Source organism: Sphingomonas azotifigens NBRC 15497 (assembly GCF_002091475.1).
Lineage (GTDB): Bacteria > Pseudomonadota > Alphaproteobacteria > Sphingomonadales > Sphingomonadaceae > Sphingomonas > Sphingomonas azotifigens.
In genome coordinates, this window is record NZ_BCTR01000001.1 from 223,712 (window position 1) to 249,988 (window position 26,277).

Here is a 26,277-nt window from a genome sequence, read left to right on the forward strand (position 1 = left end):
AGGGAATTCTCGGATGCGTCTTGCGATGATCGGCCTCGGCCGCATGGGTGCGGGGATCGCGCGCCGGCTGATGGAGCATGGCCATGAGATCGTGGCGTTCGACCAAAGCACCGCAGCGGTAGAAGCCATGGCCAAGGACGGCGCGACCCCCGCCAGCTCGCTGGAAGACGTCGTCGCCAAGCTGGCGGCGCCGCGCATCTTCTGGGTGATGCTGCCCGCCGGCGCGCCGACCGAGAGCACCGTCGAGGCGCTGATGGCCGCCGCCGAGCCGGGCGACATCGTGATCGATGGCGGCAACAGCTTCTACAAGGACGACATCCGCCGCGCCAAGGTCGCGGCCGAGCGGCAGCTCCACTATGTCGATGTCGGCACCTCGGGCGGCGTGTGGGGGCTGCAGCGCGGCTTCTGCATGATGATCGGCGGCACCAAGGAAGCGGTCGACCTGCTCGATCCGATCTTCGACGCGCTTGCCCCGGGCCTCGGCACCATTCCCCGCACCAAGGAGCGGATGGAGCGCGAAGGCTGCGATCCGCGTGCCGAAAAGGGCTATATCCATTGCGGTCCCGCCGGCGCCGGGCATTTCGTCAAGATGGTCCACAACGGCATCGAATATGGCCTGATGCAGGCCTATGCGGAGGGCTTCGACGTGCTGAAGAGCAAGTCGTCGGACAAGCTGCCCGAGGACGAGCGCTTCGACCTGAACCTGACCGACATCGCCGAAGTGTGGCGCCGCGGCTCGGTGATCTCGTCCTGGCTGCTCGACCTGTCCGCCCAGGCGCTCGCCAAGGACGGAATGCTGGAGGGGTATAGCGGCAAGGTCGCCGACTCTGGCGAGGGTCGCTGGACGATCGATGCGGCGATGGAGGAGGCCGTGCCGGTCCATGTCCTCACCGCGGCGCTGTTCGCCCGCTATCGCAGCCGGGTGGAGAACACCTTCGGCGACAAGCTGCTGTCGGCGATGCGCTTCGGCTTTGGCGGGCACGTCGAGATGCCGCAGTGAGCGACGCGGCGCCGGCACCGGCTGCGACTCTGGTCCTGTTCGGGGCGATGGGCGACCTTGCCAGTCGCCTGTTGATGCCGGCGCTGGTCCATCTCGAACGCGATGGACTGCTCGATGGCGACACCAGGCTGCTCGGCATCAGCCATGGCGAGGGCGATGACGCCGCGCTCCGCGAAAAGCTCAAAAGCTTTGTCGAGGACGAGGGCGATGGCGAGGCCTGGGCCCGCTGGGCGCCGCGCATCGCCTATCTGCGCGGCGACTTCACCGATGCCGCGCTGTACGAAGACCTGAAGGCGAGGCTGGACGGCAATGCGGTGTTCTACCTCGCCACCGCACCCGGCTTTTTCGGGCCGATCGCGGACAGGCTGGGCGCCAGCGGGCTGCTCGACGAGCGCGACGGCTTCCGCCGGCTGGTCGTCGAGAAGCCGTTCGGCACCGATCTCGCCTCGGCCCAGGCGCTCAATGCGCAGCTGCTCGGCCATGCCGAGGAGGCGCAGATCTACCGGATCGACCATTTCCTCGGCAAGGAGACGGTGCAGAACATCACCGTCGCCCGCTTCGCCAACGCGCTGACCGAGGCGGTGTGGAACAACCGCTATGTCGATCATGTCCAGATCACCGCGGCCGAGACGGTCGCGGTGGGCAGCCGCGGCAAATTCTACGACGAGACCGGCGCGCTGCGCGACATGGTGCCCAACCATCTGTTCCAGCTGCTCGCGCTGATCGCGATGGAGCCGCCCAACAGCTTCGATGCCGAAGCGCTGCGCACCGAAAAGTCCAAGGTGATCGCGGCGGTGCGGGCGATCGGCCCGGACGATGCCGTGCGCGGCCGCTATCTCGGCGGCAGCGCCGGGGGCAAGGACGTGCCGGCCTATCGCGAGACGCCCGACGTTGCGCCGGACAGCAACACCGAGACCTATGTCGCACTCAAGGTCGCGGTCGACACCTGGCGCTGGCACGGTGTTCCCTTCTACCTGCGTACCGGCAAGGCGCTGTCGGCGCGCGATACCGAGATCGTCATCCATTTCCGCGCGGTGCCGCCGCTGATGTTCCGCGACACGCCGGCCGAGGCGCTGCCGCCGAACCGCCTGATCCTCCAGATCCAGCCGGGCGAGGCGCTCAAGCTGGAAATGTCGGTCAAGCGTCCGGGCCCGGTCATCGAGACGGTGCCCGCGTGCCTCAGCTTCGCCTATGCCGATGCCTTCGATCTCGGCCACCGCACCGGCTACGAGACCTTGCTCTACGACATGCTGGTCGGCGACCAGAGCCTGTTCCAGCGCGCCGACCAGATCGAGGGCGGCTGGCGCGCGGTGCAACCGCTGCTCGACGCCTGGCGGACCGGTGAGCCCGAAGACTATGCCGCCGGCAGCGCCGGCCCCACATCCGCCGACGCGCTGCTCGCGCGTGATGGCCGCAGCTGGCACGAGATCTCATGAACCTTCGCCTCTTCCTCTCCGATGTCGACGGCACATTGGTCCGCCCGGACAAGAGCCTGGGCGAGCCCGTGGTCGCCGCGGTGCAGCGGCTGATCGCGGCGGGCGTACCCGTCTCGATCATCAGCGCACGGCCGCCGAGCGGGCTGCTGTGGATCGCCGAGCGGCTGGGGCTCACTGCGCCGATCGGCGCGTTCAACGGCGGAACGATCGTGCAGCCCGACGGCGCGGTGCTGTCGGCGACGCATCTCGACGCCGAGGTGGCGGCACGCACGCTCGAACAGGTCGCGCGTGCGCACGTGATCCGCTGGGTGTTCGCCAAGGGGCAGTGGCACACCGACAGGCTCGACGACCATTATACCCCACGCGAGCGCGTCACCTCCGCGCAGGATCCGATGGTGTGCAGCGACTTCGGTCCGCTGCTCGATGCGGTCGACAAGATCGTCGCGGTCTCTTCGGATCACGCCATGCTCGCCGCGCTGGAGCAGGAGGTCGCGACGGCGCTGGGCGCGGACGCCGAGGTCGCACGGTCGCAGCCCTATTATCTCGATGTTACCGCGCCGACGGCGAACAAGGGCGACGGCATCGCCGCGCTGGCGGCCACGCTCGGCGTGGCGCTGGCGGACGTGGCGGTGATCGGCGACCAGTATAACGACCTGCCGATGTTCCGCCGCGCCGGGCTGTCGATCGCGATGGGGCAGGCACCCGAAGCGGTCCGCACGGCAGCGATGCGGGTCACCGGCCCCAGCGATATGGATGGTGTGGCCCAGGCGATCGAGACCATCCTGTTGCCGCTGCTCGGATCCTCGGCGGCCTAGACGTCCAACGGGCGAATTGGCGCGCGGTTCAGCCGCGCAGCACGTCCGCCAGCGTGTAGCGGCCGATCACGTCCATGAACGCGCGTTGCGCCTCGTCCAGCACGCCCGGCAGCCTGCAGCCGTGTGCCAGCCGGCAGCCGGTGCAATCCACCATCGGGCAGCGCGGCTCGGTCACGCCAAGCACCGCGCCAAGGTTGATGTTTGCCGGGTCTCGCGCCAACCGGATCCCGCCGCCGCGCCCGCGCACGGCCTCGATGAAGCCGGCATGCGCCAGACCGTTGGCGATCTTCATCAGATGGGTGGTGGAAATGCCCTGCTCCTCCGCCACCGAGGCGATGGAGACGCGCCCCGCCCCGGTGCTGCCGAGATGCATGAGCAGCCGCAGCGCGTAATCGGAGTGACGGGTCAGTTGCATGCCGGCACCTTCCTACTTGGCGAGGCATGCAGGCGCAGTGGGGAAAAGCACGTAGTTTTGACGTCCGTCAAAGTGGCGGGATTGCCGGCCCAATAAGTGGAATGTGCAATTCAGCTTTATCCGGAGACCGGCGATGTACTGCGTCCAGTGCGAACAATCGAACAAGGGCGGCTGTGCTGCCAGGATGGGGTCTTGCGGCAAGACGGCGCAGGTCGCCGATCTGCAGGACGTGCTGCTGCGCGTGATGCAGGGCATCTCGGTCTATGCCGATCGTGCGGCGGCGAAAGGCGCGCGGGACGAAGTGGTGGACGCCTTCACGCCGCACGCCTGGTTCACGACGCTGACCAACGTCAATTTCGACGACACGCGCTTCGTGCCGCTGATCGCGCGTGCGCTTTCGATGCGCGAGCGGGCGCGACTACTGGCGGAGGCGGCCGGCGCGGATCTCTCCGCGCTTCCCGAGACCGCCGGCTGGAACCCCGGCACCACCCCGTCCGAATTGGCGGCAGCGGCGCCGTTCGCGGCGATCCAGCGCTTCCTGGATCGTGACGGGCCGAGCATCATCGGGCTGCGCAACCTGATCCTGTACGGGCTGAAGGGCACCGCGGCCTATGGCGAGCATGCCCGCGTGCTCGGTTTCGAGGATGGGGCGGTCAGCGCCGCGTTCCACCGCATCGCCGCCTTCCTCGCCACCGATCCGACCGACGTGGATGCGCTGTTGACCAACGCGCTGGCGATCGGGGCGCTCAACCTGAAGGTGATGGAATTGCTCGACGCGGCCAATACCGGCCGCTTCGGCCATCCCGAGCCGACCGCGGTGCGGATGACGCCGCGCGCGGGCAAGTGCCTGCTCGTCTCCGGCCACGACATGGGCGATCTGGAGGCCATCCTCCGGCAGAGCGAAGGGACCGGCGTGCTGGTCTATACGCATGGCGAACTGCTGCCCGCCAACGCCTATCCGGGCCTGAAGAAATACCCGCATCTCGCCGGCAATTACGGTGGCGCCTGGCAGGACCAGCAGAAGGATTTCGATGCCTTTCCGGGGGCGATCGTGATGACCTCCAACTGCCTGATCAACCCGAACCTCAAGGGCTATGGCGAGCGCATCTTCACCGCCGGGCCGGTGGGCTGGAACGGGCTGCCGCACCTCACCGACCATGATTTCGCGCCGGCGATCGCCTGCGCGCTGGCCCAACCCGGTTTCGCCGAGGATGCGCCGGCGCAGACCATCACCATCGGCTTCGCCCGCAACACGGTGATGGGTGTTGCCGACACGCTGCTCGGCATGATCGGCAAGGGTGCGGTGAAGAACCTGTTCCTGATCGGCGGCTGCGACGGGGCGCGACCCGGCCGCAACTATTTCCATGACCTGGCCATGGCGACGCCGCGGGACAGCCTGGTGCTGACGCTCGGTTGCGGCAAGTTCCGCTTCAACCGCGAGGATCTGGGCAGCATCAACGGCGTGCCGCGGGTGCTCGATATCGGCCAGTGCAACGATGCCTATTCGGCGATCCGCATTGCCACCGCAGTGGCGGAGGCGCTGGGTGTCGGCGTCAACGACCTGCCACTCCATTATGCGATCAGCTGGTTCGAGCAGAAAGCGACCGCGGTGCTGCTGACGATGCTCCACCTGGGGCTGCGCCGCATCTATCTCGGCCCGACGCTGCCGCAGTTCCTGACACCGGAGGTGCTCGGCATCCTCGTCGACAAGTTCGACATCCGCCCGACCGGGGATGCCCAGGCCGACCTGCAGCAGATGCTGCAGGCCGCCTGAGCGGCGCCCGCCCGACGCACCGATAGGCGGGCGCGTCGGGCGGACCCGGGCATGGAAAACGTTTTAACGTTGCAGCGCAAAGCACTGTAAACCTAAAGTTCTCCTGAAGAGGGGTATGCTGCATGTGCGATGTCGAGAACGCCGATGCGAGACTTGCCGAGGTACGACGCCAGGCGCGGGTGCTCACCAGTGGAGTCTTCGGCATGCAGGGCGACGCCGCGCTGTCGGAGATCGTCGAAGAGGCGGCCACGAAGACGCGCTTTCCCTACGCGGCGGTTTCGATCGTCGACCGATCCCGGCTGTGGCTCGCGGTCGCCTATGGCTTTGACCCGCGCGAATTCGCACGCCCGAACAGCTTTTGCGACGCGGCTATCAAGGTACCCGGCTTCGCCCCGCTCTGCGTCGCCGATGCGTGGAGCGAGCCGCGGTTCAAGTTCGCGCCGGCGGTCATCGAGATGAATGTGCGCGCCTATTATGCGGCGCCGCTCGTCACCCGTGACGGATTTGCCCTGGGCACGCTGTGTCTGCTGGATTCCAAGCCGCGAAGCGTCAATGCCGCGTCACTGGAAGTATTGGCGTCGCTCGCCGGCAATGCGACCGCGGTCATCGATCGCGCGCCCAATGCCTTGGCCCATGCACAATACGCCATTGCGGAGCTGTCCGATCGCATGCGATTTGCGGTTGCCGAAGGCGACGACGCCGTGGTCGCGGTGCTCGACGCGGAACTGCGCTGGCTCGAGGCGATGCTCGAACCCCATTGGCAGCCGGGGACCGCGCGCGGCGGTGCCGGGACTGGAGACGTCGGGTCGAGAACCCGCTAGCCGACGGCATTCGAGCCTCAATGCGGCCCGGGCAGGTGCCGCGTTCCCGATTCCGTACGTTCCGCCTGTCCGTCAGGACGCTTGCTCTACTTTCCCGACGCACTATGCGGATCGCGGGGCATTTTCGGGATCGAGTGCATGAAGCGTCGGAATTTGTTGCGTGACTCCGGCGGCCGCGCCGCCTGGACGACCCTCGGGCTGGTCCTCGGCCTTGCCTTCTTCCTGATCAGCGGCGCGATCGCCTATCGGAATGTACGGGCGCTTGGCGAAAGCGATGCGGCGATCCGGCACAGCCATACCGTGCTGATCGCGCTCGACGAGCTGCTCTCCACCGTTCAGGATGCCGAAACCGGCCAGCGCGGCTTTCTGCTGACCGGCGGCCAAAGCTATCTCGAGCCCTATACCAAGGCGACGGAGACGCTCGACGCCCGTCTCGACCATCTCCAGGACCTGGTCAGCGACAATGCGGTGCAGCAGAGCAATATCGTCCAGCTGCGCCGCCAGGTCGGCGCCAAGCTGGCCGAGCTGCGCGAGACGATCGATCTGCGCCGGACCAAGGGCCTCGCCGAGGCGCTCGCCGTGGTCGAGACCGGCGCCGGCAAGAACAGCATGGACGCGATCCGCGCCCAACTCGCCGTGATGGCGCAGGAGGAGGGGCGCCTCCGCCAGGAACGGCTTGACGACATGGCGGCCGCCTCGCAGGCGGCGATCGCCAGCGGGCTCGTTTCCAGCCTGATCGGCGCCGCGCTGACGCTGATGATCTTCGTGCTGGTCCAGCGCAACCTGCGCGCCCGCGCCCGGGAAGAATGGCTACAGAACGGGCTGCTCGGCATCTCGGCGGCGGTGCGCGGCGATCGATCGGTGGAGGAGATCGCCGAGGCGGTGCTCGGCTATCTGGCGGACAAGCTGGGCTTCCAGGCGGGCGCGCTGTTCAAGGGCGAGGCCGGGGTGTTCCGCCGCGTCGCAACGCTCGGCGTGCCCGGCGACGCCGACGTGCCCGAGGCGTTTGGGCTACGCGAGGGGCTGCTCGGCCGCGTCGCCGCCGAGGGCAAGCCGCTCCTGCTCGACGACGTGCCCGACCATTATCTCGAAATCGGTTCGGCGTTCGGCAGCGACAAGCCGCGCCACCTGATGATCGTGCCCGCCAAGGCCGACGACATCGTCAACGCGGTATTGGAGCTCGGCTTCTTCTATCCCACCGATCCGATGATGCTGGAGCTGCTGGAGCGCGCCTCGCCGGCGATCGGCGTGGCGCTGCGCTCCGCGCGCTTCCGCGCCCAGCTGCAGGATGCGCTGGAGGAAACCCAGCGCCAGGCCGCCGAGCTGCAGACCCAGAGCGAGGAGCTCCAGGTCAACAACGAGGAGCTGGAGGAGCAGGGCCGGGCGCTGCGCGAATCCCAGGCGATGCTGGAGCAGCAGCAGGTCGAGCTGGAGCAGACCAACAGCCAGCTCGAGGAGCAGGCCCAGGCGCTGGAGAACCAGCGCGACGAGCTCGAACGCGGCAGCGCTGCGCTGCTCGTCAAGACGCGTGAGCTCGAACAGGCCAGCCAGTACAAGAGCGACTTCCTGGCGAACATGAGCCACGAGCTGCGCACGCCGCTCAACTCGCTGCTGATCCTCGCCAAGCTGCTCGGCGACAATGGTCCCGCCACGCTCACCGCCGAGCAGGTGAAGTTCGCGCGCACGATCGAATCCTCGGGCAACGACCTGCTCACGCTGATCAACGACATTCTCGACCTGTCGAAGATCGAGGCCGGCCATGTCGACATCCGCCCCGAGCCGGTGAGTCTGGCGCGGCTCGGCACCGATCTTCGCCAGCTGTTCCAGCCGATCGCCGAGCAACGCGGCATCGGGCTGGAGATCGTCTTCGACGAGACGGCACCGAAGGGTATCGAATCCGATCGGATGCGGCTGGAGCAGATCCTCAAGAACCTGCTGTCGAACGCGCTCAAGTTTACCGAAAAGGGCTCGGTGCAGCTGCAGGTGCGCGCGACGGGCGACCGGATCGCCTTCGCGGTGCGCGACACCGGCATCGGCATTGCGCCCGAGCAGCAGAAGTTGATCTTCGAGGCCTTCCACCAGGCCGACGGCACGATCAACCGGCGCTATGGCGGCACCGGGCTCGGCCTGTCGATCTCGCGCGAGCTGGCGCGGCTGCTCGGCGGCGGGATCACGCTGGAGAGCCGGGCGGGCGAGGGCAGCACCTTCACGCTGACGCTCCCGGTCAGCTACGACGCGGAGGCAGTCGCCCCGCGCACGCTGCCGACGGCGCCTGCTCCGGCCAAGCCTGTTGCCCAGTCGGCTCCCGTCGCCACGCCCGCGCCGCCGCGCCGTGCTGCCGCCGCAGCCGATTGGGTGCTGGAGGATGATCGCGAGCGGCTGGTGCCGGGCGGACGCCATCTGCTGGTGATCGAGGACGACCCCGTCTTCGCCTCGATCGTCTGCGACCTGTCGCGCGAGCTCGGCTTCCAGTGCCTCATCGCCAGCACGGCGGACGAGGCACTGCAGCTGGCGCGCACCTATCGCCCGAGCGCCGTGGTGCTCGATCTCGGCCTGCCGGACCAGTCCGGGCTGATCGTGCTCGACCAGCTCAAGCAGGAAGACAGCACCCGCCACATCCCGATCCACGTCATCTCGGCCGCGGACCAGAGCCAGACGGCGCTGTCGCTCGGCGCGGTCGGCTATCACATCAAGCCGATCAAGCGCGAGCTGCTCGCCGAGGTGCTGCAGAACCTGCAGGAACGCACCGCCAGCCGCGTCCGCCGCGTGCTGATCGTCGAGGACGACGACGTCCAGCGCGACGCGGTCGCCCGGCTGCTCCAGACCGATGACGTCGAGACGGTCGGCGTGCGCACCGCCGCCGAATGCCTGGAGATGCTGCGCAGCCAGACCTTCGATTGCATGGTGCTCGACCTGTCGCTGCCCGACGCCTCGGGCTATTCGCTGCTCGAGACGCTGAGCGAGGAGGACGGGTCGCACAGCTTCCCGCCAGTCATCGTCTACACCGGCCATGACCTCAGCGCCGACGACGAGCAGAAGCTGCGGCGCTATTCGAGCTCGATCATCATCAAGGGCGCCAAGTCGCCCGAGCGGCTGCTCGACGAGGTCTCGCTGTTCCTCCACCAGGTGGTGGCCGAGCTGCCGAGCGCGCAGCAGGAGATGATCCAGGCCGCCCGCCGCCGCGATGCGGTGCTGGAGGGGCGGCGCGTGCTGATCGTCGAGGACGATGTCCGCAACGTCTATTCGTTGACCAGCGTGCTGGAGCCGCGCGGCGTGCAGGTTCGCATCGCGCGCAACGGCCAGGAGGCGCTCGACGCGCTGGCCGAGGCCGTGAGCGATCCCGAGAAGGGGGTCGATCTCGCGCTGATGGACGTGATGATGCCGGTGATGGACGGCCTCACCGCCACCCGCGCGATCCGCCAGGATCCGCGCTGGGCCAGGCTGCCGATCATCATGCTCACCGCCAAGGCGATGCCCGACGACCAGGAACGCTGCATCGAGGCGGGCGCCAGCGACTATATGGCAAAGCCGATCGACGTCGATAAACTCTTGTCGCTCGTCCGCGTTTGGATGCCGCGATGAACGACGAAACTCCCGAACCCGATGTCGACGATATCGAGATCGAGCTGCTGCTGGAGGCGCTGTACCGGCGCTACCACTACGACTTCCGACATTATGCCCGCGCCTCGATCAAGCGGCGGCTGATCCAGGCGCGCGGACGGCTGGGGATGGCCAGCTTCTCGGCCCTGCAGGACCGGCTGCTGCACGAGCCGGAGATGCTGGCCAAGCTGCTCAACTATCTCACCGTCCAGGTGAGCGAGATGTTCCGCGACCCCAGCTATTTCCGGGCGCTGCGCGAGAAGGTGATCCCGCACCTGCGCACCTATCCCTCGCTCAAGGTGTGGATCGCCGGGTGCAGCAATGGCGAGGAAGTCTATTCGCTCGCCATGCTGTTCCGGGAGGAGGGGCTGGAGCAGCGCACGATCTTCTACGCCACCGACATCAACCCCAAGGCGCTCAAGGCTGCCGAGGCGGGAGTCTATCCGCTCGACCAGATCCGCAAGTTCACCGAGAACCACCAGAAATCGGGCGCGCGCACCTCGCTTTCCGACTATTATGTCGCCGATTACGATCGCGCGATCTTCGACAGCAGCCTGCGCGCCAATGTCGTCTTCTCCGATCACAGCCTGGCGACCGACTCGGTGTTCGCCGAGATGCACCTGATCTCGTGCCGCAACGTACTGATCTATTTCGATCGCGATCTGCAGGAGCGCGCCGTCGGGCTGTTCGACGAATCGCTCGTCCGCCGCGGTTTCCTGGGTCTCGGCCGCAAGGAGAGCCTGCGCTTTTCCGACCATGCCGCCGGCTTTGCCGACTTCGTCCGCGAGGAGAAGATCTACCAGCGGCGCGAGCGATGACCGGCATGGTCGTCATCGGCGCCTCGGCGGGGGGCGTCCAGGCGCTGCTCACGCTGCTGCCGGCGCTGCCGGCGGACTTCCCGCGCCCCGTACTGATCGTCGTCCACGTGCCGCCCGACCATGACCATGGCCTGGCGGGACTGTTCGAGGCGCGCTGTGCGATGCAGGTGCGCGAAGCCGAGGACAAGCAGCTGCCCGAGCCCGGCACCATCTATTTCGCGCCCGCCAACTATCATCTGCTCGTCGAGCCGGACGGCAGCATGGCGCTGTCCGCCGACGATCCGGTCAACCACAGTCGCCCCTCGATCGACGTGCTGCTGGAAAGCGCGGCCGACGCGCTGCGGCGCCGGCTGATCGCCGTGCTGCTCACCGGCGCCAACAACGACGGCGCCGAAGGACTGCGCGCGGTTGCCCGCGCCGGCGGCACCGCGATCGTAGAGGATCCCGAGACCGCCCGCGTGCCGACGATGCCGGCGGCCGGGCTCGCGCTGTGCCCCGACGCTACCCGCCTGGCGATCGACGCCATTGCCCCCCATCTCGTACGATTGGCCCCATCCCATGTCCGCCCCTGACCCGGTCAAGTTCTTGCTCGTCGACGATCTCGACGAGAATCTGCTGGCGCTGGAGGCACTGCTGCGGCGCGACGGCCTCGAATGCCTCAAGGCGCGCTCGGGCGACGAGGCGCTGGAATTGCTGCTCGTCCACGACGTGGCGCTGGCGCTGCTCGACGTGCAGATGCCCGGCATGGACGGCTTCGAGCTCGCCGAGTTCCTGCGCGGCAACGAACGTACCCGGCACGTGCCGATCATCTTCCTCACCGCCGGCAGCGCCGACGCGCAGCGCCGCTTTCGCGGCTATGAGGCGGGTGCGGTCGATTTTCTCCAGAAGCCGATCGACGCGGGCATCCTGCGCTCGAAAAGCAACGTGTTCTTCGATCTCTACGAGCAGCGTCGGCAGATCGTCGCGCAGCGCGACGAACTCGCGCGACTGACCGAAGACCTGCGGCTCGCCGACCGGCGCAAGAACGCGTTTCTGGGCATGGTGGGGCACGAGTTGCGCAACCCGATCATGGCGTTCGGCGCCGGGCTGCATCTGCTCAAGCGCCGGGCCGACGACGCGGGGGCCGAGCAAGTGCGCGAGCGGATGGATCGCCAGATCCGCCACATGACCCGGCTGATCGAAGACCTGCTCGATGTCGCGCGCATCGACCAGGGCAAGATCGTGCTGCGCACCGAGCACATCGATCTCGCCGATGCCGTGGCGCTGGCGATCGAGCTCAGCCGCCCGCAGATCGACGCGCAGGGCCACCGCCTGACGGTGGATCTGCCCGAAGCGCCGATCTGGCTCCAGGCCGACCAGGCGCGCATCGCGCAGGTGGTCAGCAACCTGCTCTCCAATGCCGCGAAATACACGCCGGCGGGCGGCGCTATCCATCTGAGCGTGCGGCGCGAGGGCGCCTATGCCGCGATCGAGGTCGCCGACACCGGTGTCGGTATTCCGCGGGAGATGCAGGGTCAGGTCTTCGAGCTGTTCGCGCAGGTGGATCGCGGGGAGGGGCAGTCCGAAGGGCTCGGCATCGGGCTGGCGCTGGTTCGGCAGCTCGTCACGCTGCACGGCGGCGTGATCGAACTCAAGGAAAGCGCGGTGGGGCAGGGCTCCACCTTCCTCGTGCTGCTGCCCTGCGCCGATTGACGGGATGCTTGTGGTAGGCACCGGATCCGCGCCCGCGCGGCAGATCCGGTGCCCGCCTTCGGCCTAGAAGTTCACGCGCACGCCCAGCGCATAGCGCGGGCCGTAGGTCTCGTAGGTGATCACCCGTTCGGGATAGACCGAATATTGAAAGGTCTTCTCGTTGAACAGGTTCAGCCCCTGGGCGAACACCGTCGCATGGTCGTTGAGCGCATAGTTGATGCTCGCGTCCCAGATGCCATAGGCGGCGACGTCGACCGGCTGGCCGCGGTTGCCCGCATCGGTCGCGCGATAGGCATTGCGGTAGTTGTAGGCCAGCCGCATCTGCAATGGCCCCTTCTCGTAGAAGCCGACGAGATTGTAGGTGGTCGCATCCGGATCGACGAGGCTGATGTTCGCCTGCACCCCCAGCCCGTCGAGCGGCGCAGGCAGGCCGGTGAAGGTGTACTGGCCCGAGAACTCGACGCCATAATAGCTGCGGCTGCCGATATTCTCCGGCCGGGTGCGGCGGAAGTCGAGCCCCAGGATCTGGACCGTGCTGGTTACCGTCTCCGAAAGATCCTTGAGATCCTTGGCGAACACCGCGACGCTGAGGAAGCTCGCGCGATCGAGATACCAGGTAAGCGCGGCATCATAGTTCCAGCCGATCATCGGCTTGAGGCCCGGATTGCCGTCGGTGATCGCGCGCTCGCGCGGGCGCGGGTTGATGTTGCGGATGAGCAGCAGGTCGCTCAGCGTCGCACGGGTCAGCGTCTTGGCGACGGCGGCCTGCAGCACGACGTCCTTGAACAGGTCCACCTTGAAGTTCGCGCTCGGCAGCACCTGGGTATAGTCGCCGCGCGCGGTGATCGGCTGCGGGTCCGACAGGTTGACGATCGGATCGAGCCCAGGCGGCGTGGTGATGCTCAGGATCTCCTGCCCGAAGCCGGTCGACGTCACCTTGGTGCGGGTGACCCGCACGCCGATATTGCCCGACCAGGGGTGCGATCCGAAATGGCCGCCCAGCGACGCTTCGACATAGCCGCCGATCGTCCGCTCCTGTGCCGCGCCGCTGTTGCCGGGCACCAGCGCCACGCCGAAGCCCCCGCCATTGGCGGCGAGGATCGCGCGGGTCGCCGCCGGGTTGGCGGTCTGGTTGATCGCCGCGTCGGACAGCAGATAGGCCTGCAGGTCGCGGATCGAATAGGTCGGGAAGCCGCTGGTGAACATGCCGCTGCCGAGGAAGTTCGTTGCTTCCGCGGGCTGGCCGAACACGCTTTGCGGCACCGAGACGCCGCATAGCGCACACTGCACCTCGCCGGGCGTCTTGTACGAGAAGCGCGACTTCTTGCGGTCCGAATAGTTGATGCCCGCGGTCAGTGCGCGCAGCGGACCCGCTTCGATCTGCCACTTCAGCCGCGAGTTGATCTGGTAGATCTCGTCCTCGACGCTCACGCCTTCGAAGGTGAGATAGCCGGATTTGGCGTTCGAGGTGTCGAGGATATTGCCCAGGCCGGTATAGACCGGCAGGCCGTTGCCGCCGATGTTGAACTTCACCGCCGCGGGCGAATAGCTGGGCGTCGCGAGGTTGGTTTCGAACCAGGCCTGGTTGCCGCCGGTATCGTCCTGCGCCTTGGACCAGGACAGGTCGATGAACCCGGACAGCCGGGTCGACGGCTTCCACTCGACGTTCAGGCCGGTCTGGTAGGTCTTGGCGAGGCGCGGGCGGACCTGGTTGGTGATCGTCGGGCCCGAGGCGATGCCGGTATAGCTGGTCACCGTCTTGTTCGAGTCGACGGTCGCCGCGGTGATGTCGCCGGGGCCGCCATAGACGAAGAACACCTTGTTGTCGTCGTTGACGTCGAGCTTCGAATAGAGCCCGTCGAGCGTCACCTGCAGCGCGTTGCTCGGCTTCCACTGCACCGTCGCCAGCCCCGACAGGCGCTTGCGGTTGGTGCGGTTGACCCCCCATTCGACATAGGTGGGCAGCGACACGCCGGTGTAATCGGCCTTGCCGTCCTTGTTGGTATCAAGGCTCTGATTGGCTTCCCAGCCATCGGTGAAGATGCGGCGACCTTCGATCTTGCGGTCGATATAGGAGAAGGCCGCGAGCACGCCGAAATTGCTGCCGCCGAAGGTCGTACTGACCAGCCCCGAAGCCTGGGGCGAGGCCTGGCCGCGCAGCTTGTCGTAATTGGCCTGGGCCGAGAGGCTGACCTTGCTGCCGTTGAAGTCGAACGGGCGCGCCGTGTACATGTCGACGGTGGAGGCGATGCCGCCTTCCACCTGCGCGGCGGTGGGGGTCTTGGAGACGTCGACGCGGTTGATCAGTTCGGCGGGCAGGATGTCGAAGCTAAACTCGCGGCCCTGGTTCTCGGTGGCGAGGATGCGGCCATTGTAGAGCGCGGTGCTGAACGCCGGCCCGAGGCCGCGCACGGTGATGAACTGGCCCTCGCCATTGTCGCGCGAGATCGTCACGCCCGGGATGCGCTGGATCGCCTCGGCGATGTTCTGGTCGGGCAGCTTGCCGATATCGTCGGCGACGATCGAGTCGACGATGTTGTCGGCCGATCGCTTGATGTCCACCGCGCGGCGCAGGCTCTCGCGCAGGCCGGTGACGACGATCGTCTCCTCGGTGGCGGTATCGGGTGCCGCGGAAGCCGGCACATTCTGTTGTGCCTGCGCGCCCGGTTCCGGATCGGCATAGGCAGGCGCCGTCGCGGCCAGGATGGTCGCCATGGCGGTGACGGCAAGCAAATGGGTACGCCCGTTCGGCATAGGTCTGGTCCTCTCCCTCGATGCCGTGAACGCCCGTCCATCGATGCGGATCGGGTCGACCGGCACATTCTCCTGTACCCTTTGTTTAACGATCAACCTTGCAATGTACAAGCGGGCAACATTTCGCCTTTCAGCGACTTGCAACGGCCTGGTTAGAGGGGGACTGCCTCCCCGTCGGCGCCGAACAGCAACAGCTGGCGAACGTCGGCATATACCGTCATCGCGGCCGGGACCGGGACGCTGTGATGGCCGTCCAGCTTGGCGCGGAACTCGCCGATCGGGGCCATCTCGCCGTACAGGAAGGTCGAATGGCCGAGTGCCTCCACCGCCTGAATCGTCAGCGGCAGTGCCAGCGACTTGGGCGCGGCTTCCAGCCGCACATGCTCGGGGCGGAGGCCGACGGTAACGGCGGCGCCCACCGCGATCGCCTCGCTGGCGGGCATCGCGAATCGCAGCCCGCCGGGCAGTTCGAGCAGCATCTCGCCGCCTTGGCGGGCGACCACCTTGGCCGGCAGCAGATTGATGCGCGGGCTGCCGATAAAGCCGGCGGTGAAGACGTTCGCCGGGCGCGTATAGATTTCGAGCGGGGTGCCGACCTGCGAGATGCGGCCCTGGTCGAGCACGACCAGCCGATCGGCCAGCGTCATCGCCTCGACCTGGTCGTGGGTGACATAGAGCATCGTGCTGCCGAGCCGCTGGTGCAGCCGGGCCAGCTCGTGCCGCATGCGCACCCGCAGATCGGCATCGAGGTTCGACAGCGGCTCGTCGAACAGGAACAGCGAGGGATCGCGCACGATCGCCCGGCCGATCGCCACGCGCTGGCGCTGGCCGCCGGAAAGCTGGGCCGGCAGCCGATCGAGCAGCGGCTCCAGTTCGAGGATCGCGGCGGCATGCGCCACCTGCGCGGCGATGCGGTCGCGCGGCACCCGCATGTTGCGCAGCCCGAAGCTCAGATTCTCGCGCACGTTCATATGCGGGTAGAGCGCGTAGGACTGGAACACCATCGCGACGCCGCGGTCCGCCGCGGGTACATGGGTCACGTCGCGACCGTCGATATGGATCGCGCCGCCGGTCACCGCCTCGAGCCCCGCGATCATCCGCAGCACGGTCGACTTGCCGCAGCCCGAGGAGCCGACCAGCACGACGAACTCGCCTGCCTGCACCTCCAGGTCGATGCCGCGGATCGTCGCGGCGCCGTCATAGGCCTTGGTGAGCCCGGCCAGCGTCAGCGCGGTCATTGCGCGGCGCTCCAGGCCGGTGCGGTGCTGTCGCCGGGGATAAACGCCGCATCGATATGCACCGTCCGCGGCGCGCGGCTGCCCTCGCCGAGCAGGATCTCGGCTGCCATCCGCCCTTTCGCATAGGCGTTCTGACGCACCGTGGTGAGCCGCAGCGCGTCGGGATGGCGATCGGGCGGCTCCAGCCCGTCGAACCCGGTGACCGACATGCGGCCGGGCACGTCGATGCCGCTGGCCCGGCAATGCTGGAGCACGCCGTGCGCGAGCCGATCGGAAAAGCACACCAAAGCGGTAAGGTCCGGGCGGCGCGCGAGCAGGCGCTCGGCGCCGCGCGCCCCACCGTCTTCGCTGTTCACCGTCTCGCAGACCAGCACCGCGGCAGGATCGATCCCCGCCTCGGCAAGCGCATCGCGGCAGCCCTGGATGCGCTGGTTCACGACATAGCTCTCGTCCGGCACCTCGCGGTCGAGCGCGAAGATCTCGCCATTGTCCTCCGATCGCGGGAAGGTAACGATGGCCAGTTCGCGGTGGCCCAGCGCCAGCAGATGCGCCAGCACGTCGCGCATCATCTCGCGATCATTGGTAAGCACGCTGGCAAGCTCGGGCGCATCGAAATCCACCACCACCGTCGGCAGGCCGCGCGACAGGGCGGTGCGGATCGTCGGATGGCTCTTATAGGGCGCGTTGAGGATGAAGCCGTCGACAATGGCCGTGAGCGTCTCCTGCGATTCCGGCCGCTTGTTCTTCAGCGGGATCAACACGATGTTCGCGCCTTCCTCCTCGCAGACCGACGAGATGCCGCGCAGGAAGGCGATGTCGTGCGCGTCGGTGAAGGCGTAGCTCAGCTGGTCGTTGAACAGCACGCCGATCGCGCCGCACCGCCCGGTGCGCAGCGAGCGCGCCGCCGGATCGGGACCGTCATAGTTGACCGAGCGGGCATAGGCGATGATCCGCTCGCGCAGCTCCTTGGAGACCTTGGCCGGGTTGTTATAGGCGTTCGAGACGGAGGTATGCGTCACCCCCAGATCGGCGGCGATCGACTTCAGGGTGGCTCGCTTGGCCCGCACCATCCTCTTCTCCAACTACTGTTTCGGCGATCCTAGACGCTTGCCTTGACACGCACAATCACGTTTGTTTAACGTTCAACAAGCCACCTGCACAGCAGGGGCGGGAGAGGATTTCAGCTGCCGATGTCGTGCGTTTCTGCCCGCCGGGCATCCCGGCTTCCTGCCATTTTCCGAAACGCCAGGCAGCTGGCCCTGCTGGTACCCCTGCTCGCGGTGGCGGTGGTGCCGAGCGGTGCGGCGATGGGCCGCCCGCCGGCTGCCGCGGCGGCGCGGGCGCCCGTCGCAGCGCTTTCGCATTTCGACCACCTTTTCGCCGAGACCCGCATCGCCGGCGAGACGGTGGGCGTGCTCAACATCTACAGCGAGGCACCCGACTTCCATTTCGCGATCGAGCCGCGCGAGGGCTATGCCTGTGTCGACGATGCGGCGCGGGCGCTCGTGCTGCTTGCCGCCCTGCCCAAGCTGCCGCCCGCGCAGATGCGGCAAATGGAGCTGATGACGCGTTTCGTGCTGCAGATGCAGGCGGACAACGGCTATTTCCATAACTTCATCTGGTCGGACGGGCGGATCAACCGCGACTATCGCACCTCGGTGGCGGAGCTGAGCTGGTGGTCGTTGCGCGCACTCTGGGGGCTGGAAGCCGTGCTGACGCGGCTGCCCGCCGACTCCGAACTCGCCGCGCGGGCGCGCAAGGCCAGCGACCGGCTGGTCGCCAACCTCCAGCACGACCTGCCGGCGCGGCAGACGCTCGATTCGGTGGAGGGCGTTTCGCTCCCCACCTGGCTGCCGTACGGATCGGGCGCCGACGCCGCCTCGACCGCGGCCCTCGGGCTCGCCCGCCACTATCAGCGCACCGGCGATGCCGGCACCCGCGCGCTGCTGGTCCGGCTGGGCGAGGGCATGATGCAGATGCGCGCCGGCGACGCCACCTCCTTTCCCTACGGCGCCCATCTCAGCTGGCGCAACGAATGGCATGGCTGGGGCAATGCCCAGGCCTATGCGCTGCTGCGCCTGGGCAAGCTGCTCGGCCGCAAGGACTTCGTTGCCAGCGGGCTGGCCGAGGTCGACCATTTCTATCCCTATCTGCTCGAACACGGCATGCTCGCGCGCTTCTCGGTGCGGCAATCGGCCGGCAAGATCGAGCAGATCGATTCAGGTCGTTTCCCGCAGATCGCCTATGGCCTCAGCCCGATGATCCTCGCCTCGATGGAGGCTTATCACCAGACCAGGCGCGGCCGCTATCGCAAGACGGCGCGGGCGCTGGCGAGCTGGTTCTCGGGCACCAACGATGCGCGCCAGCCCATCTATGATGCCGCAAGCGGCCGGGTGCTCGACGGAATCGACGCGCCCTTGCTGCCCAACCCCAATGCCGGCGCGGAATCGACGGTGGAGGGGCTGCTGAGCTTCGTCGCGCTGTCGGGAACGCCGCTGCCGTGATCGCCCGGCGCGCCCTTCTGGCCGGAGCGCTGGCGAGCGGGCTGTCGCTGCTCGGCGGCTGCGGTCCGTCGCGCCGCGTGCGGCCGGCCGACCGCATCCGGCTGTGGGTCGCGCCCAACGAGGCGGAAGAGGGCTTCTGGAAGATCGCGGTGGCGCGGTGGAACGCGGCGCGGCGCGGACTGCCGGTGCAGTTCACCACCATTCCCACCGCCGGCAGTTCCGAGGACACGGTGCTGTCGGCCTTGGTCGCGGGCACCGAGCCGGACCTGTGCACCAACGTCTTCGCCGGCTTTGCGGTGCAGCTCGCGGCCCTCGGCCAGGTCGTCAACCTTGCGGCGATGCCCGGCTATGCCGAACTGGTCGCGCGGCGGCACATGCAGGCGATCCTGCCGGGCTGGACGCAGGAGGGCATGGTCGCCGCGTTGCCGATCTATTCGAGCCCGACCCTGCTCTGGTGGCGGGCCGACCTGCTCGCGGCGAACGGCCTGTCCGCCCCGCCGCGCCGCTACGACGAGGTCTATGCGCTGTGCGCGCGCTACGGCCGGCCGGGGCAGCGCTATGGCATGCAGGTCGTCTCGGGCCGGTCCTGGGCGGACCGTTGGTTCGACTTCATCTCGCTCTATTACGCCGCCTCGAAGGGACAGCCGTATCTGCAGGGCCGCCACGCGCTCTACAACAACGCCGCCGGACGGGAGGTGGCCGGCTTCATCGACCGGATGTTCCGCCAGCGCTGGACCGCGCTCGACTTCGACGCCGAGGAGCCGCTGGTCTCAGGCCTCGCGGCAGGCGCGGTGCGCGGCCCCTGGGACGTCGAGCGGTTCGCCAAGCTCTATCCCGAGACGCTCGATCGCATCGTCGTCGGCCCGATGATCGCCGAGGCGCCGGGCCCGGGCCCGGCCTCGACCTTTTCGGACAGCAAGGGCGTGGTAGTCTTCAAGACCAGCCGGGTCACCGCCGCGGCGTTCGACTTCCTCGCCTGGGTACTCGGCGACGAGGACCTCAACCTCTTGTGGCTGCGGCGCACCGGCCTGTCGCCCGCGCGCGGCGACCTGCTCCAGAACCCGCGCTTCGCCGATTATTATCGCACCAACAAGATCGCCGCCGCCTATGCCGCGCACGTCGCCAGCGCCAAGCCGCCGGCGCTTTCCGAATATTCGATCGACATCCAGAAAATCATGACCGCCCAGCTCGTCGAGCCGCTGATGACCGGGCGGCGCGATCCCGCCGCGGCGCTGGCCGAGGCGGTCGCGCGGACCGACCGGCTGCTCGAGGCGCAGGCATGAACCGGCGCCCGCATCTCTCGCGCGAGGCCTGGATCGGGCTGGCGCTCGCCGGATCCTATCTGCTGTTCACCGCGGTGTTCTGGGCCTATCCCTTCTTCTGGCTGGCCAAGCTGTCGGTCACCCAGTGGCGCTTCTTCGACACGCCGGTGTTCACCGGCCCGCGCAACCTGCTGCTGACCCTGCGCGACCCGATGTTCCTGCAGGCGCTGTGGAACGTGCTGCGCTTCCTGCTGCTCTACGTGCCGCTCGCCTTTGTCGGCGCGCTGGTGGTGGCGTTCGGGCTGCAGCATGTCGGTCGCGGCAAGGCCTTCATCGCGTTGTGCTTCCTGCTCTCCAACGTCTCGTCGGGCGTGGCGATGGCGCTGGTCTTCACCAAGATCTTCAGCGCGACCGGCCCGCTCAACCGGCTGCTGTTCGATTGGGCGGGGATCGCCATTCCGTGGACGACCGACCCGCAGCTGGCGATGCTGGCGATCGCGCTGGTCGTCGCGTGGAAGTTCGTCGGCTATTACGGGCTGATCCTCTATTCGGGCCTGCTCACCATCCCGAAGGAGCTGTACGACGCCGCCCGGCTCGACCATGCCGGCCCGCTCACCCGGCTGTTCCGCATCACCCTGCCGCTGCTCAACCCGCAGCTGATGATGGTGCTGGTGTTCGCCATCCTGGTGTCGTTCGGGCTGTTCACCGAGCCGTTCCTGATCACCGGCGGCGGTCCGGCAGACAGCACGGTCACGCCGCAGATGATGATCTACGAGACTGCCTTCCGCCGACTCCAGCCGAGCCACGCCGCGATGATGAGCATCCTCGTCTCGGCCGCGACCTATCTGCTGATCGTCGTCGCGCGGCGGCTGTTCGAGCGCAAGGTGACGCTCGCATGATCCGGCGGCTGCGCGCCCTGCTGCGCTCGCGCAGCCCCGGCGGCTGGATGCTGACGATCGCCATCTACGCGCTGGCGCTGACCTGGCTCTATCCCTTCGCCTGGATGGTTGCGGCCTCGCTCAAGCCGACCGCGCAGATCTATGCCGGCGGGCTGTTCTCGGGCGACTTTACGCTCGACAATTTCCGCTTCCTGTTCGCGACCGCCGACAAGCTCGGACGGCCCTTCCTCAAGGCGCTGGCGATCTCGGCGCTGGTCACCGGCGCGGTCACCGCCTCGGTGCTGCTGTCCTCGGCCTTCATCGCCTATGCGCTGGCGCGGCTGCGCTTCCCGGGCCGCACGCTGTTCGGCGATTTCCTGCTGCTGCAGATGGTGATCCCGACCAGCATGTTCATCCTGCCGCTGTTCGTGCTGGTGAAGGAACTGGGGCTGCTCAATTCGCTCTGGGCGCTGATCCTGCCGTCGATGATGTCCGGCTGGGGCATCTACATGATGGCGCAGTCGTTCAAGGCGATCCCCGAGGAGTATCTCGACGCCGCCCGTCTCGATCGCGCCAGCCTTTGGCAGACGGTGACGCGGGTGGTGGTGCCCCTCAACCGATCGATCATCGCCATCGTCGCGCTGTTCACCTTCACCGGCACCTGGGACAATTTCCTCTGGCCGCTGATCGCCATCTCGGACACCGAGCGGATGCCGCTGGCGGTGCTGCTGGCAACGTTCAGCAAGCAATATGGCAGCTATGTCGGCCCGGTGATGGCCGGCGCGGTGCTGCAGACGCTGCCGCTGGTGCTGCTGTTCGCGCTGTTCCGCCGCCATTTCCTCCAGGGCATGTCCCTCACCCTCAAATAACCCCGATACCCAAGGAGTTCGCATGCTGAAGCGCTGGCCCGGCAACCCGATCGTCACGCCCGGAGATGTCCGCCCCAGCCGGGAGGGCTGGAAGGTGGATGGCGCGTTCAACGCCGGCGTCGTGCAATGCGGCGAGGAGACGATCCTGCTGCTGCGCATCGCCGAAAGCGTGGCGGGCACGGACCCGAGCGAAGTGCAGGTGCCGGTGCTCGAGGAACATGGCGGCATGTGGACCTGCGCGGTGCGTGGATTCCGCGCGGACGATCCGGCCTATGACTTTTCCGATCCGCGCATGGTTCGTCTCCGTGCCGATCCGCGCCGCGTCTATCTCACCTCGCTGTCCCACCTGCGGATTGCCCGCAGCCGCAACGGCACCGACTTCGTGGTCGACGACGCGCCCTTCCTCTTCCCCGCCACCCGTGAGGAGCGGTTCGGCTGCGAGGATCCCCGGCTCACCGCGATCGAGGGGCGCATCTACATCAACTACACCGCCGTATCCGACCTTGGCATCACCACCGCACTGGCGGTGACCGACGACTTCACCGCGGTCGAGCGCCTCGGCATCCTCTTCGCACCCGACAATCGCGACGTCTGCCTGTTCCCGCGGCGGGTCGGTGGCCGCTACTGGTGCCTGCATCGTCCCGCGCCGCTGCACCTCGGCACGCCGGAAATCTGGATCGCCCAGTCGCCGGACCTGCTGCACTGGGGCGGCCATGCCCATCTGGCCGGCCGCGTGGGTGATGGCTGGGAAAGCGCCAAGATCGGCGGCGGCGCGCAGATGCTGGAAACCGATCGCGGCTGGCTGCAGATCTACCACGGGGTGGATGCCGAGCAGCGCTACAGCCTGGGCGCATTGCTGCTCGACCTCGACGATCCCCGCATCGTCAGGGCGCGCCTCGTCACACCGCTCGGCACGCCCGAGCATGAGTATGAGCGGAGCGGCTTCTTCAACAACGTGCTGTTCAGCTGTGGCGCGCTGATCCGCGACGAGACGCTGTGGGTCTATTACGGCGCCGCCGACCAGACGATGGCGCTCGGCACCGTCGCGCTGGCCGATCTCTGGGCGGCGATGGGCCTCTGATGCGCAGCCACACCATGACCACGGAGAACGGCAGATGATCGTGGACCGCCGCGCCAATACGCGGATCGATACCCTCTACCAAGCCTTCGCGGCAGCGCACGCATCCTGCCCGACCGGCAAGCTGCGCTTCGCCGACGTCGAGGGCTGCGACGTCTACAATCCCAGCACCCCGTTCCGCTCCGGGGGGCGCCGCGTGATCGCGGGCCGTGTCGAACGGCGGGACAGCGAGGAATCGACCGCGGTCTTTTTCGAGGCGCGCGGCGATGCCTGGTATCCGGTCGCGGGCGCCCCCCGGTTCCGGCTGCAGGATCCCTTCATAACCACGATCGGCGGAGAGCTCGTCTTCGGGGGGGTAGAAACCAGCCCTGCTGCCTATGGCCTCAGCTGGCGGACCGTCTTCTACCGCGGACCGGACCTGTTCCAGCTGCGGCGCTGCTTCGAGGGACCGCTCGGCATGAAGGACATCCGCCTGCGCGAACTCGTCGACGGGCGCGTCGGCATCTTCACGCGTCCGCGCGGCCTGATCGGCGAGCGCGGTATGATCGGCTACACCGAAGTCGACAGCCTCGATGCGCTGAGCGAGGCCGCGATCGAAGCCGCGCCGCTGATCACGGACATGTTCCACCCGCTCGACTGGGGCGGCGCCAACGAAGCGCATCTGCTGCAATCCGGCGAGATCGGCGTGATCGCCCACGCCGCCTATTTCGCGGACGACGATGCCGACGGCGAGCGGCGCTATTACGCCACCGCGTTCGTCTTCGATCCTTCGCGGCGTTCGTGGCGCAACCACCGCGTGATCGCGAGCCGCCGCCAATTCGCGCCCGGCCCGGCGAAACGGACGGATCTCGTCGATGTGGTCTTTTCCTCCGGCGTCGAGCCGCGGAACGGCGGCTTCCGCCTCTATGCCGGCACGTCCGATGCCGAAGCCCAATGGGTCGACATCCCGGATCCGTTCGGCGTGCCGCTGCTGCACCAGCCGGGCCCGGCCTAGCCGTCGCGCGAGCGTCGCCACGACGCAGCGGCCTTGCTAGGGTGGCCCGATGGCGACGATGGCAGGGCAGGGGGGCGAGCGCTTCGCCAGGGGAGATGTTGCAGCGGGGCTGTCGGTCGCCGCGCTGATGCTGCCGGAAGCGGTCGCCTATGCCGGCATCGCCGGGCTCTCGCCGGCACGCGGGCTGCTTGCCGGGGTTGTCGGTTGCCTCGCCTATCTGGCGCTGGGCCGGAGCCGGTTCGCCATCGTCTCGGCCACTTCCTCCTCGGCGGCGATCCTCGCGGCGGCACTGGCGACACTTGCCCCCCTCGGAGCGTACCGCGACGCCCTTGCGACAATCGTGATCCTGATGGTCGGCGCCGCGTTCCTGCTCGCGGCATTGCTGCGGCTCGGCGCGCTTGCCGGCTTCGTCTCGCGTCCGGTGCTGCGCGGCTTTGCCTTCGGCCTCGCGATCACGATCGTGCTGCGGCAGGTGCCGACGATACTGGGCCTGCACGGGCTGGTCGGCGACGTCGCGACGCTGACGCTCGACCTCGTCCACGCGCTGCCCCGCACCAACGCGGCAAGCCTGCTCGCCGGGCTCGCGGCGCTTGCCGGGCTGTTCCTGCTGCGGCGATGGCCCGCCTTGCCCGGCGCCCTGATCGTGCTGGCCGCCGGCATCGCCGCGTCAGTTGCGTTCGACCTGCCCGCGCACGGTGTTGCCGTCGTTGGGTCGATCACGGTGGCGCTGTCGATGCCGCAGCTGCCGCACCTCGACGGCGCGGCGCTGATGCGAGTCGCACAGCTCACCGCGCCGCTGGTGCTGATCCTGTTCGCCGAGAGTTGGGGGACGATCCGTACCCTCGCGCTGCGCCATGGCGACACGGTGCGGCCCGATCGCGAGCTGGCCGGGCTTGGCGTCGCCAATCTCGCCGCGGGGCTGGTGCAGGGCATGCCGGTGGGTGCCGGCTTTTCGGCCGGTTCCGCCAACGAGGCGGCGGGTGCCGGGTCGCGCTGGGCGGCGGCGATCGCCGGCGTAGCGCTGGCGGCCCTGGTGATCGTCGCGCGGCCGTTGATCGCGCATCTGCCCGAGCCGGTGCTGGCCGCGGTCGTGGTCGCCGCGCTCAGCCATGCACTCGATCCGGCGCCGCTGGTACGGCTGTTCCGGCTGCGGCGCGACATGCTGATCGGCACCGGCGCGGTGATCGGCGTGCTGGCGCTGGGCGTGGTCAACGGCATGCTGCTCGCGATTCTGCTCTCGATCGCCTCGTTCCTGCACCGCGCCTCCACCCCCGCCATCGCACGGCTGGGCCAGCTGGGCGACAGCCACGACTTCGTCTCGCTCGAACGCCACCCCGATGCGCGCGTGCCTCCCGGCATGACGATCTGGCGCGCAGGCGAACCGCTGTTCTTCGCCAATGCCGAGCGGGTGCTGAGCACCATGGCCGAGCAGACCCCGGCCGGCACGCGGATCGTGGTGGTCAGCCTCGAGGACAGCTTCGATCTCGACAGCACCGCGCTCGACGCGCTGGTCGAATTCGATCGGACGATGGCGGCACGCGGCGCCCAACTGCGGCTCGCCCGGGTTCGCGACCATGTCCGCGACCTGTTCCGCGCCGCAGGCGCCCAGGGCCTGGAGGCCCGCAGCTTCTACAGTGTCGCCGATGCCGCCGCCGCAACGATCGCCGCTAAGGAGCCTGTCGCATGAGACACGACTATCGCCCGCTGCTCACCCCCACCCCGATCAAGACGCTGCGGCCGACGCAGATGACGGTGGGGCGCCGCGAAGTCGAGGAAAAGCGCCGGCAATGGCGCGCGCGCTGCCTGGAGGAAGGACCGGATTTTCTCGGCCGGCACATGATCCCGGTGGTCCTTGGCCCCAAGGGGCGGCCCTGGCTGGTCGATCACCACCATCTCGCTTTGGCCCTGCACGAGGAGGGGCAGGAACATGTCCTCACCAGCGTCCTCGCCGACCTCTCGCATCTCGCCGCCGGCGAGTTCCTGACGCTGATGGACAATCGCAGCTGGCTGCATCCGTTCGATGCCGAGGGCGTGCGCCGCGACTATGCCAAGCTGCCGCGCCGTATCGAGGACCTGCGCGACGATCCCTATCGCTCGCTCGCCGGTGCCGTGCTCGCGGCGGGCGGCTATGCAAAGAGCCCGGCACCGTTCGCCGAGTTTCTCTGGGCCGACTTCTTCCGGCGACGGATCGATGCGAAGCGCCTCGAGAAGGATTGGGAGGACGCCGTCCTCAAGGCCGTGCACCTAGCACGCAAGCACAAGGCCGCGCATCTACCCGGCTGGGCCGGTCCGCATCTCGGCTGAACACGCCAAGCTCGGATTCAGGCCG

General features: G+C 68.0%; 21 protein-coding genes. 17 read left to right on the plus strand and 4 right to left on the minus strand.

Annotated elements, in window-relative coordinates:
• Positions 1-13 precede the first annotated feature (13 nt).
• Genes gnd through SAZ01S_RS00960 form a run of 3 tightly spaced genes read left to right on the plus strand, consistent with a single transcriptional unit; the run spans position 14 to position 3,251 of the window.
• On the plus strand, positions 14-1,000 hold the full coding sequence (gene gnd / locus SAZ01S_RS00950; RefSeq protein WP_084579125.1) for a phosphogluconate dehydrogenase (NAD(+)-dependent, decarboxylating): 987 nt from the start codon (positions 14-16) through the stop codon (positions 998-1,000).
• Complete coding sequence (gene zwf / locus SAZ01S_RS00955) at positions 997-2,436, plus strand: glucose-6-phosphate dehydrogenase (RefSeq protein ID WP_084579127.1); 1,440 nt, start codon at positions 997-999, stop codon at positions 2,434-2,436. Before gnd ends, zwf begins: the two co-directional genes overlap by 4 nt.
• A complete protein-coding gene (locus SAZ01S_RS00960) occupies positions 2,433-3,251 on the plus strand; it encodes a Cof-type HAD-IIB family hydrolase (RefSeq protein ID WP_084579129.1) in 819 nt (272 codons plus the stop codon). Before zwf ends, SAZ01S_RS00960 begins: the two co-directional genes overlap by 4 nt.
• Before the next feature lie 28 nt (positions 3,252-3,279).
• On the opposite strand, the gene SAZ01S_RS00965 is transcribed toward SAZ01S_RS00960, so the two are convergent.
• Positions 3,280-3,666, minus strand: a complete 387-nt coding sequence (locus tag SAZ01S_RS00965) for an RrF2 family transcriptional regulator (RefSeq protein ID WP_084579131.1) — start codon at positions 3,664-3,666, stop codon at positions 3,280-3,282.
• A gap of 133 nt (positions 3,667-3,799) precedes the next feature.
• On the opposite strand from SAZ01S_RS00965, the gene hcp reads away from it, so the two are divergent.
• From hcp to SAZ01S_RS00995, 6 genes are all read left to right on the plus strand, one after another.
• Positions 3,800-5,440, plus strand: coding sequence for a hydroxylamine reductase (gene hcp / locus SAZ01S_RS00970; protein WP_084579133.1), 1,641 nt, complete (start codon positions 3,800-3,802; stop codon positions 5,438-5,440).
• A gap of 122 nt (positions 5,441-5,562) precedes the next feature.
• On the plus strand, positions 5,563-6,261 hold the full coding sequence (locus SAZ01S_RS00975) for a GAF domain-containing protein (protein WP_084579135.1): 699 nt from the start codon (positions 5,563-5,565) through the stop codon (positions 6,259-6,261).
• Positions 6,262-6,399: 138 nt separating this feature from the next.
• Positions 6,400-9,843: a response regulator gene (locus SAZ01S_RS00980; protein WP_084579137.1), complete on the plus strand. Its 3,444-nt coding sequence runs from the start codon at positions 6,400-6,402 to the stop codon at positions 9,841-9,843.
• Positions 9,840-10,679: a CheR family methyltransferase gene (locus SAZ01S_RS00985; RefSeq protein WP_084579303.1), complete on the plus strand. Its 840-nt coding sequence runs from the start codon at positions 9,840-9,842 to the stop codon at positions 10,677-10,679. The genes SAZ01S_RS00980 and SAZ01S_RS00985 overlap by 4 nt, the downstream gene beginning before the upstream one ends.
• On the plus strand, positions 10,676-11,251 hold the full coding sequence (locus SAZ01S_RS00990) for a chemotaxis protein CheB (protein ID WP_084579139.1): 576 nt from the start codon (positions 10,676-10,678) through the stop codon (positions 11,249-11,251). The genes SAZ01S_RS00985 and SAZ01S_RS00990 overlap by 4 nt, the downstream gene beginning before the upstream one ends.
• Entirely contained in the window at positions 11,238-12,371 is a 1,134-nt protein-coding gene (locus tag SAZ01S_RS00995) for a hybrid sensor histidine kinase/response regulator (protein WP_084579141.1), read from the plus strand. Before SAZ01S_RS00990 ends, SAZ01S_RS00995 begins: the two co-directional genes overlap by 14 nt.
• 63 nt (positions 12,372-12,434) lie before the next feature.
• Here the strand turns inward: SAZ01S_RS00995 and SAZ01S_RS01000 are convergent, their stop codons facing one another.
• The 3 genes from SAZ01S_RS01000 to SAZ01S_RS01010 form a co-directional block, all read right to left on the minus strand.
• The gene (locus SAZ01S_RS01000; RefSeq protein WP_084579143.1) at positions 12,435-15,125 is read right to left on the minus strand and encodes a TonB-dependent receptor; all 2,691 of its coding nucleotides are present in this window, start codon (positions 15,123-15,125) and stop codon (positions 12,435-12,437) included.
• A gap of 152 nt (positions 15,126-15,277) precedes the next feature.
• Positions 15,278-16,363, minus strand: a complete 1,086-nt coding sequence (locus tag SAZ01S_RS01005; protein WP_084579145.1) for an ABC transporter ATP-binding protein — start codon at positions 16,361-16,363, stop codon at positions 15,278-15,280.
• Complete coding sequence (locus tag SAZ01S_RS01010) at positions 16,360-17,433, minus strand: LacI family DNA-binding transcriptional regulator (RefSeq protein WP_084579147.1); 1,074 nt, start codon at positions 17,431-17,433, stop codon at positions 16,360-16,362. The genes SAZ01S_RS01005 and SAZ01S_RS01010 overlap by 4 nt, the downstream gene beginning before the upstream one ends.
• A gap of 120 nt (positions 17,434-17,553) precedes the next feature.
• Here SAZ01S_RS01010 and SAZ01S_RS01015 point away from each other — a divergent pair, with 120 nt between their 5' ends.
• From SAZ01S_RS01015 to SAZ01S_RS01050, 8 genes are read left to right on the plus strand one after another with little or no spacing between them, the layout of a single operon-like run.
• Positions 17,554-18,867: a hypothetical protein gene (locus tag SAZ01S_RS01015; RefSeq protein WP_139809866.1), complete on the plus strand. Its 1,314-nt coding sequence runs from the start codon at positions 17,554-17,556 to the stop codon at positions 18,865-18,867.
• On the plus strand, positions 18,864-20,150 hold the full coding sequence (locus SAZ01S_RS01020; RefSeq protein WP_167693023.1) for an ABC transporter substrate-binding protein: 1,287 nt from the start codon (positions 18,864-18,866) through the stop codon (positions 20,148-20,150). The genes SAZ01S_RS01015 and SAZ01S_RS01020 overlap by 4 nt, the downstream gene beginning before the upstream one ends.
• Positions 20,147-21,028, plus strand: coding sequence for a carbohydrate ABC transporter permease (locus SAZ01S_RS01025; RefSeq protein WP_084579153.1), 882 nt, complete (start codon positions 20,147-20,149; stop codon positions 21,026-21,028). The genes SAZ01S_RS01020 and SAZ01S_RS01025 overlap by 4 nt, the downstream gene beginning before the upstream one ends.
• Positions 21,025-21,876, plus strand: coding sequence for a carbohydrate ABC transporter permease (locus SAZ01S_RS01030; protein ID WP_084579155.1), 852 nt, complete (start codon positions 21,025-21,027; stop codon positions 21,874-21,876). The genes SAZ01S_RS01025 and SAZ01S_RS01030 overlap by 4 nt, the downstream gene beginning before the upstream one ends.
• Before the next feature lie 22 nt (positions 21,877-21,898).
• The gene (locus SAZ01S_RS01035; RefSeq protein WP_218017989.1) at positions 21,899-22,957 is read left to right on the plus strand and encodes a glycoside hydrolase family 130 protein; all 1,059 of its coding nucleotides are present in this window, start codon (positions 21,899-21,901) and stop codon (positions 22,955-22,957) included.
• A gap of 34 nt (positions 22,958-22,991) precedes the next feature.
• Positions 22,992-23,948, plus strand: a complete 957-nt coding sequence (locus SAZ01S_RS01040; protein ID WP_084579157.1) for a DUF1861 family protein — start codon at positions 22,992-22,994, stop codon at positions 23,946-23,948.
• Between the two features lie 49 nt (positions 23,949-23,997).
• A complete protein-coding gene (locus SAZ01S_RS01045) occupies positions 23,998-25,635 on the plus strand; it encodes a SulP family inorganic anion transporter (RefSeq protein ID WP_245824471.1) in 1,638 nt (545 codons plus the stop codon).
• Positions 25,632-26,252 (plus strand): ParB-like protein, encoded by a 621-nt coding sequence (locus tag SAZ01S_RS01050; RefSeq protein WP_174596063.1) that lies wholly within the window; start codon positions 25,632-25,634, stop codon positions 26,250-26,252. The genes SAZ01S_RS01045 and SAZ01S_RS01050 overlap by 4 nt, the downstream gene beginning before the upstream one ends.
• Positions 26,253-26,277 lie beyond the last annotated feature (25 nt).

Coding starts and splice junctions, on each gene's coding strand:
- gnd (WP_084579125.1), top strand. CDS start 14: ATGCGTCTTGCGATGATCGGCCTCGGCCGCATGGGTGCGGGGATCGCG.
- SAZ01S_RS00960 (WP_084579129.1), top strand. CDS start 2,433: ATGAACCTTCGCCTCTTCCTCTCCGATGTCGACGGCACATTGGTCCGC.
- SAZ01S_RS00965 (WP_084579131.1), bottom strand. CDS start 3,666: ATGCAACTGACCCGTCACTCCGATTACGCGCTGCGGCTGCTCATGCAT.
- hcp (WP_084579133.1), top strand. CDS start 3,800: ATGTACTGCGTCCAGTGCGAACAATCGAACAAGGGCGGCTGTGCTGCC.
- SAZ01S_RS00975 (WP_084579135.1), top strand. CDS start 5,563: ATGTGCGATGTCGAGAACGCCGATGCGAGACTTGCCGAGGTACGACGC.
- SAZ01S_RS00980 (WP_084579137.1), top strand. CDS start 6,400: ATGAAGCGTCGGAATTTGTTGCGTGACTCCGGCGGCCGCGCCGCCTGG.
- SAZ01S_RS00985 (WP_084579303.1), top strand. CDS start 9,840: ATGAACGACGAAACTCCCGAACCCGATGTCGACGATATCGAGATCGAG.
- SAZ01S_RS00990 (WP_084579139.1), top strand. CDS start 10,676: ATGACCGGCATGGTCGTCATCGGCGCCTCGGCGGGGGGCGTCCAGGCG.
- SAZ01S_RS00995 (WP_084579141.1), top strand. CDS start 11,238: ATGTCCGCCCCTGACCCGGTCAAGTTCTTGCTCGTCGACGATCTCGAC.
- SAZ01S_RS01000 (WP_084579143.1), bottom strand. CDS start 15,125: ATGCCGAACGGGCGTACCCATTTGCTTGCCGTCACCGCCATGGCGACC.
- SAZ01S_RS01005 (WP_084579145.1), bottom strand. CDS start 16,363: ATGACCGCGCTGACGCTGGCCGGGCTCACCAAGGCCTATGACGGCGCC.
- SAZ01S_RS01010 (WP_084579147.1), bottom strand. CDS start 17,433: ATGGTGCGGGCCAAGCGAGCCACCCTGAAGTCGATCGCCGCCGATCTG.
- SAZ01S_RS01015 (WP_139809866.1), top strand. CDS start 17,554: ATGTCGTGCGTTTCTGCCCGCCGGGCATCCCGGCTTCCTGCCATTTTC.
- SAZ01S_RS01025 (WP_084579153.1), top strand. CDS start 20,147: ATGAACCGGCGCCCGCATCTCTCGCGCGAGGCCTGGATCGGGCTGGCG.
- SAZ01S_RS01030 (WP_084579155.1), top strand. CDS start 21,025: ATGATCCGGCGGCTGCGCGCCCTGCTGCGCTCGCGCAGCCCCGGCGGC.
- SAZ01S_RS01035 (WP_218017989.1), top strand. CDS start 21,899: ATGCTGAAGCGCTGGCCCGGCAACCCGATCGTCACGCCCGGAGATGTC.
- SAZ01S_RS01040 (WP_084579157.1), top strand. CDS start 22,992: ATGATCGTGGACCGCCGCGCCAATACGCGGATCGATACCCTCTACCAA.
- SAZ01S_RS01045 (WP_245824471.1), top strand. CDS start 23,998: ATGGCGACGATGGCAGGGCAGGGGGGCGAGCGCTTCGCCAGGGGAGAT.
- SAZ01S_RS01050 (WP_174596063.1), top strand. CDS start 25,632: ATGAGACACGACTATCGCCCGCTGCTCACCCCCACCCCGATCAAGACG.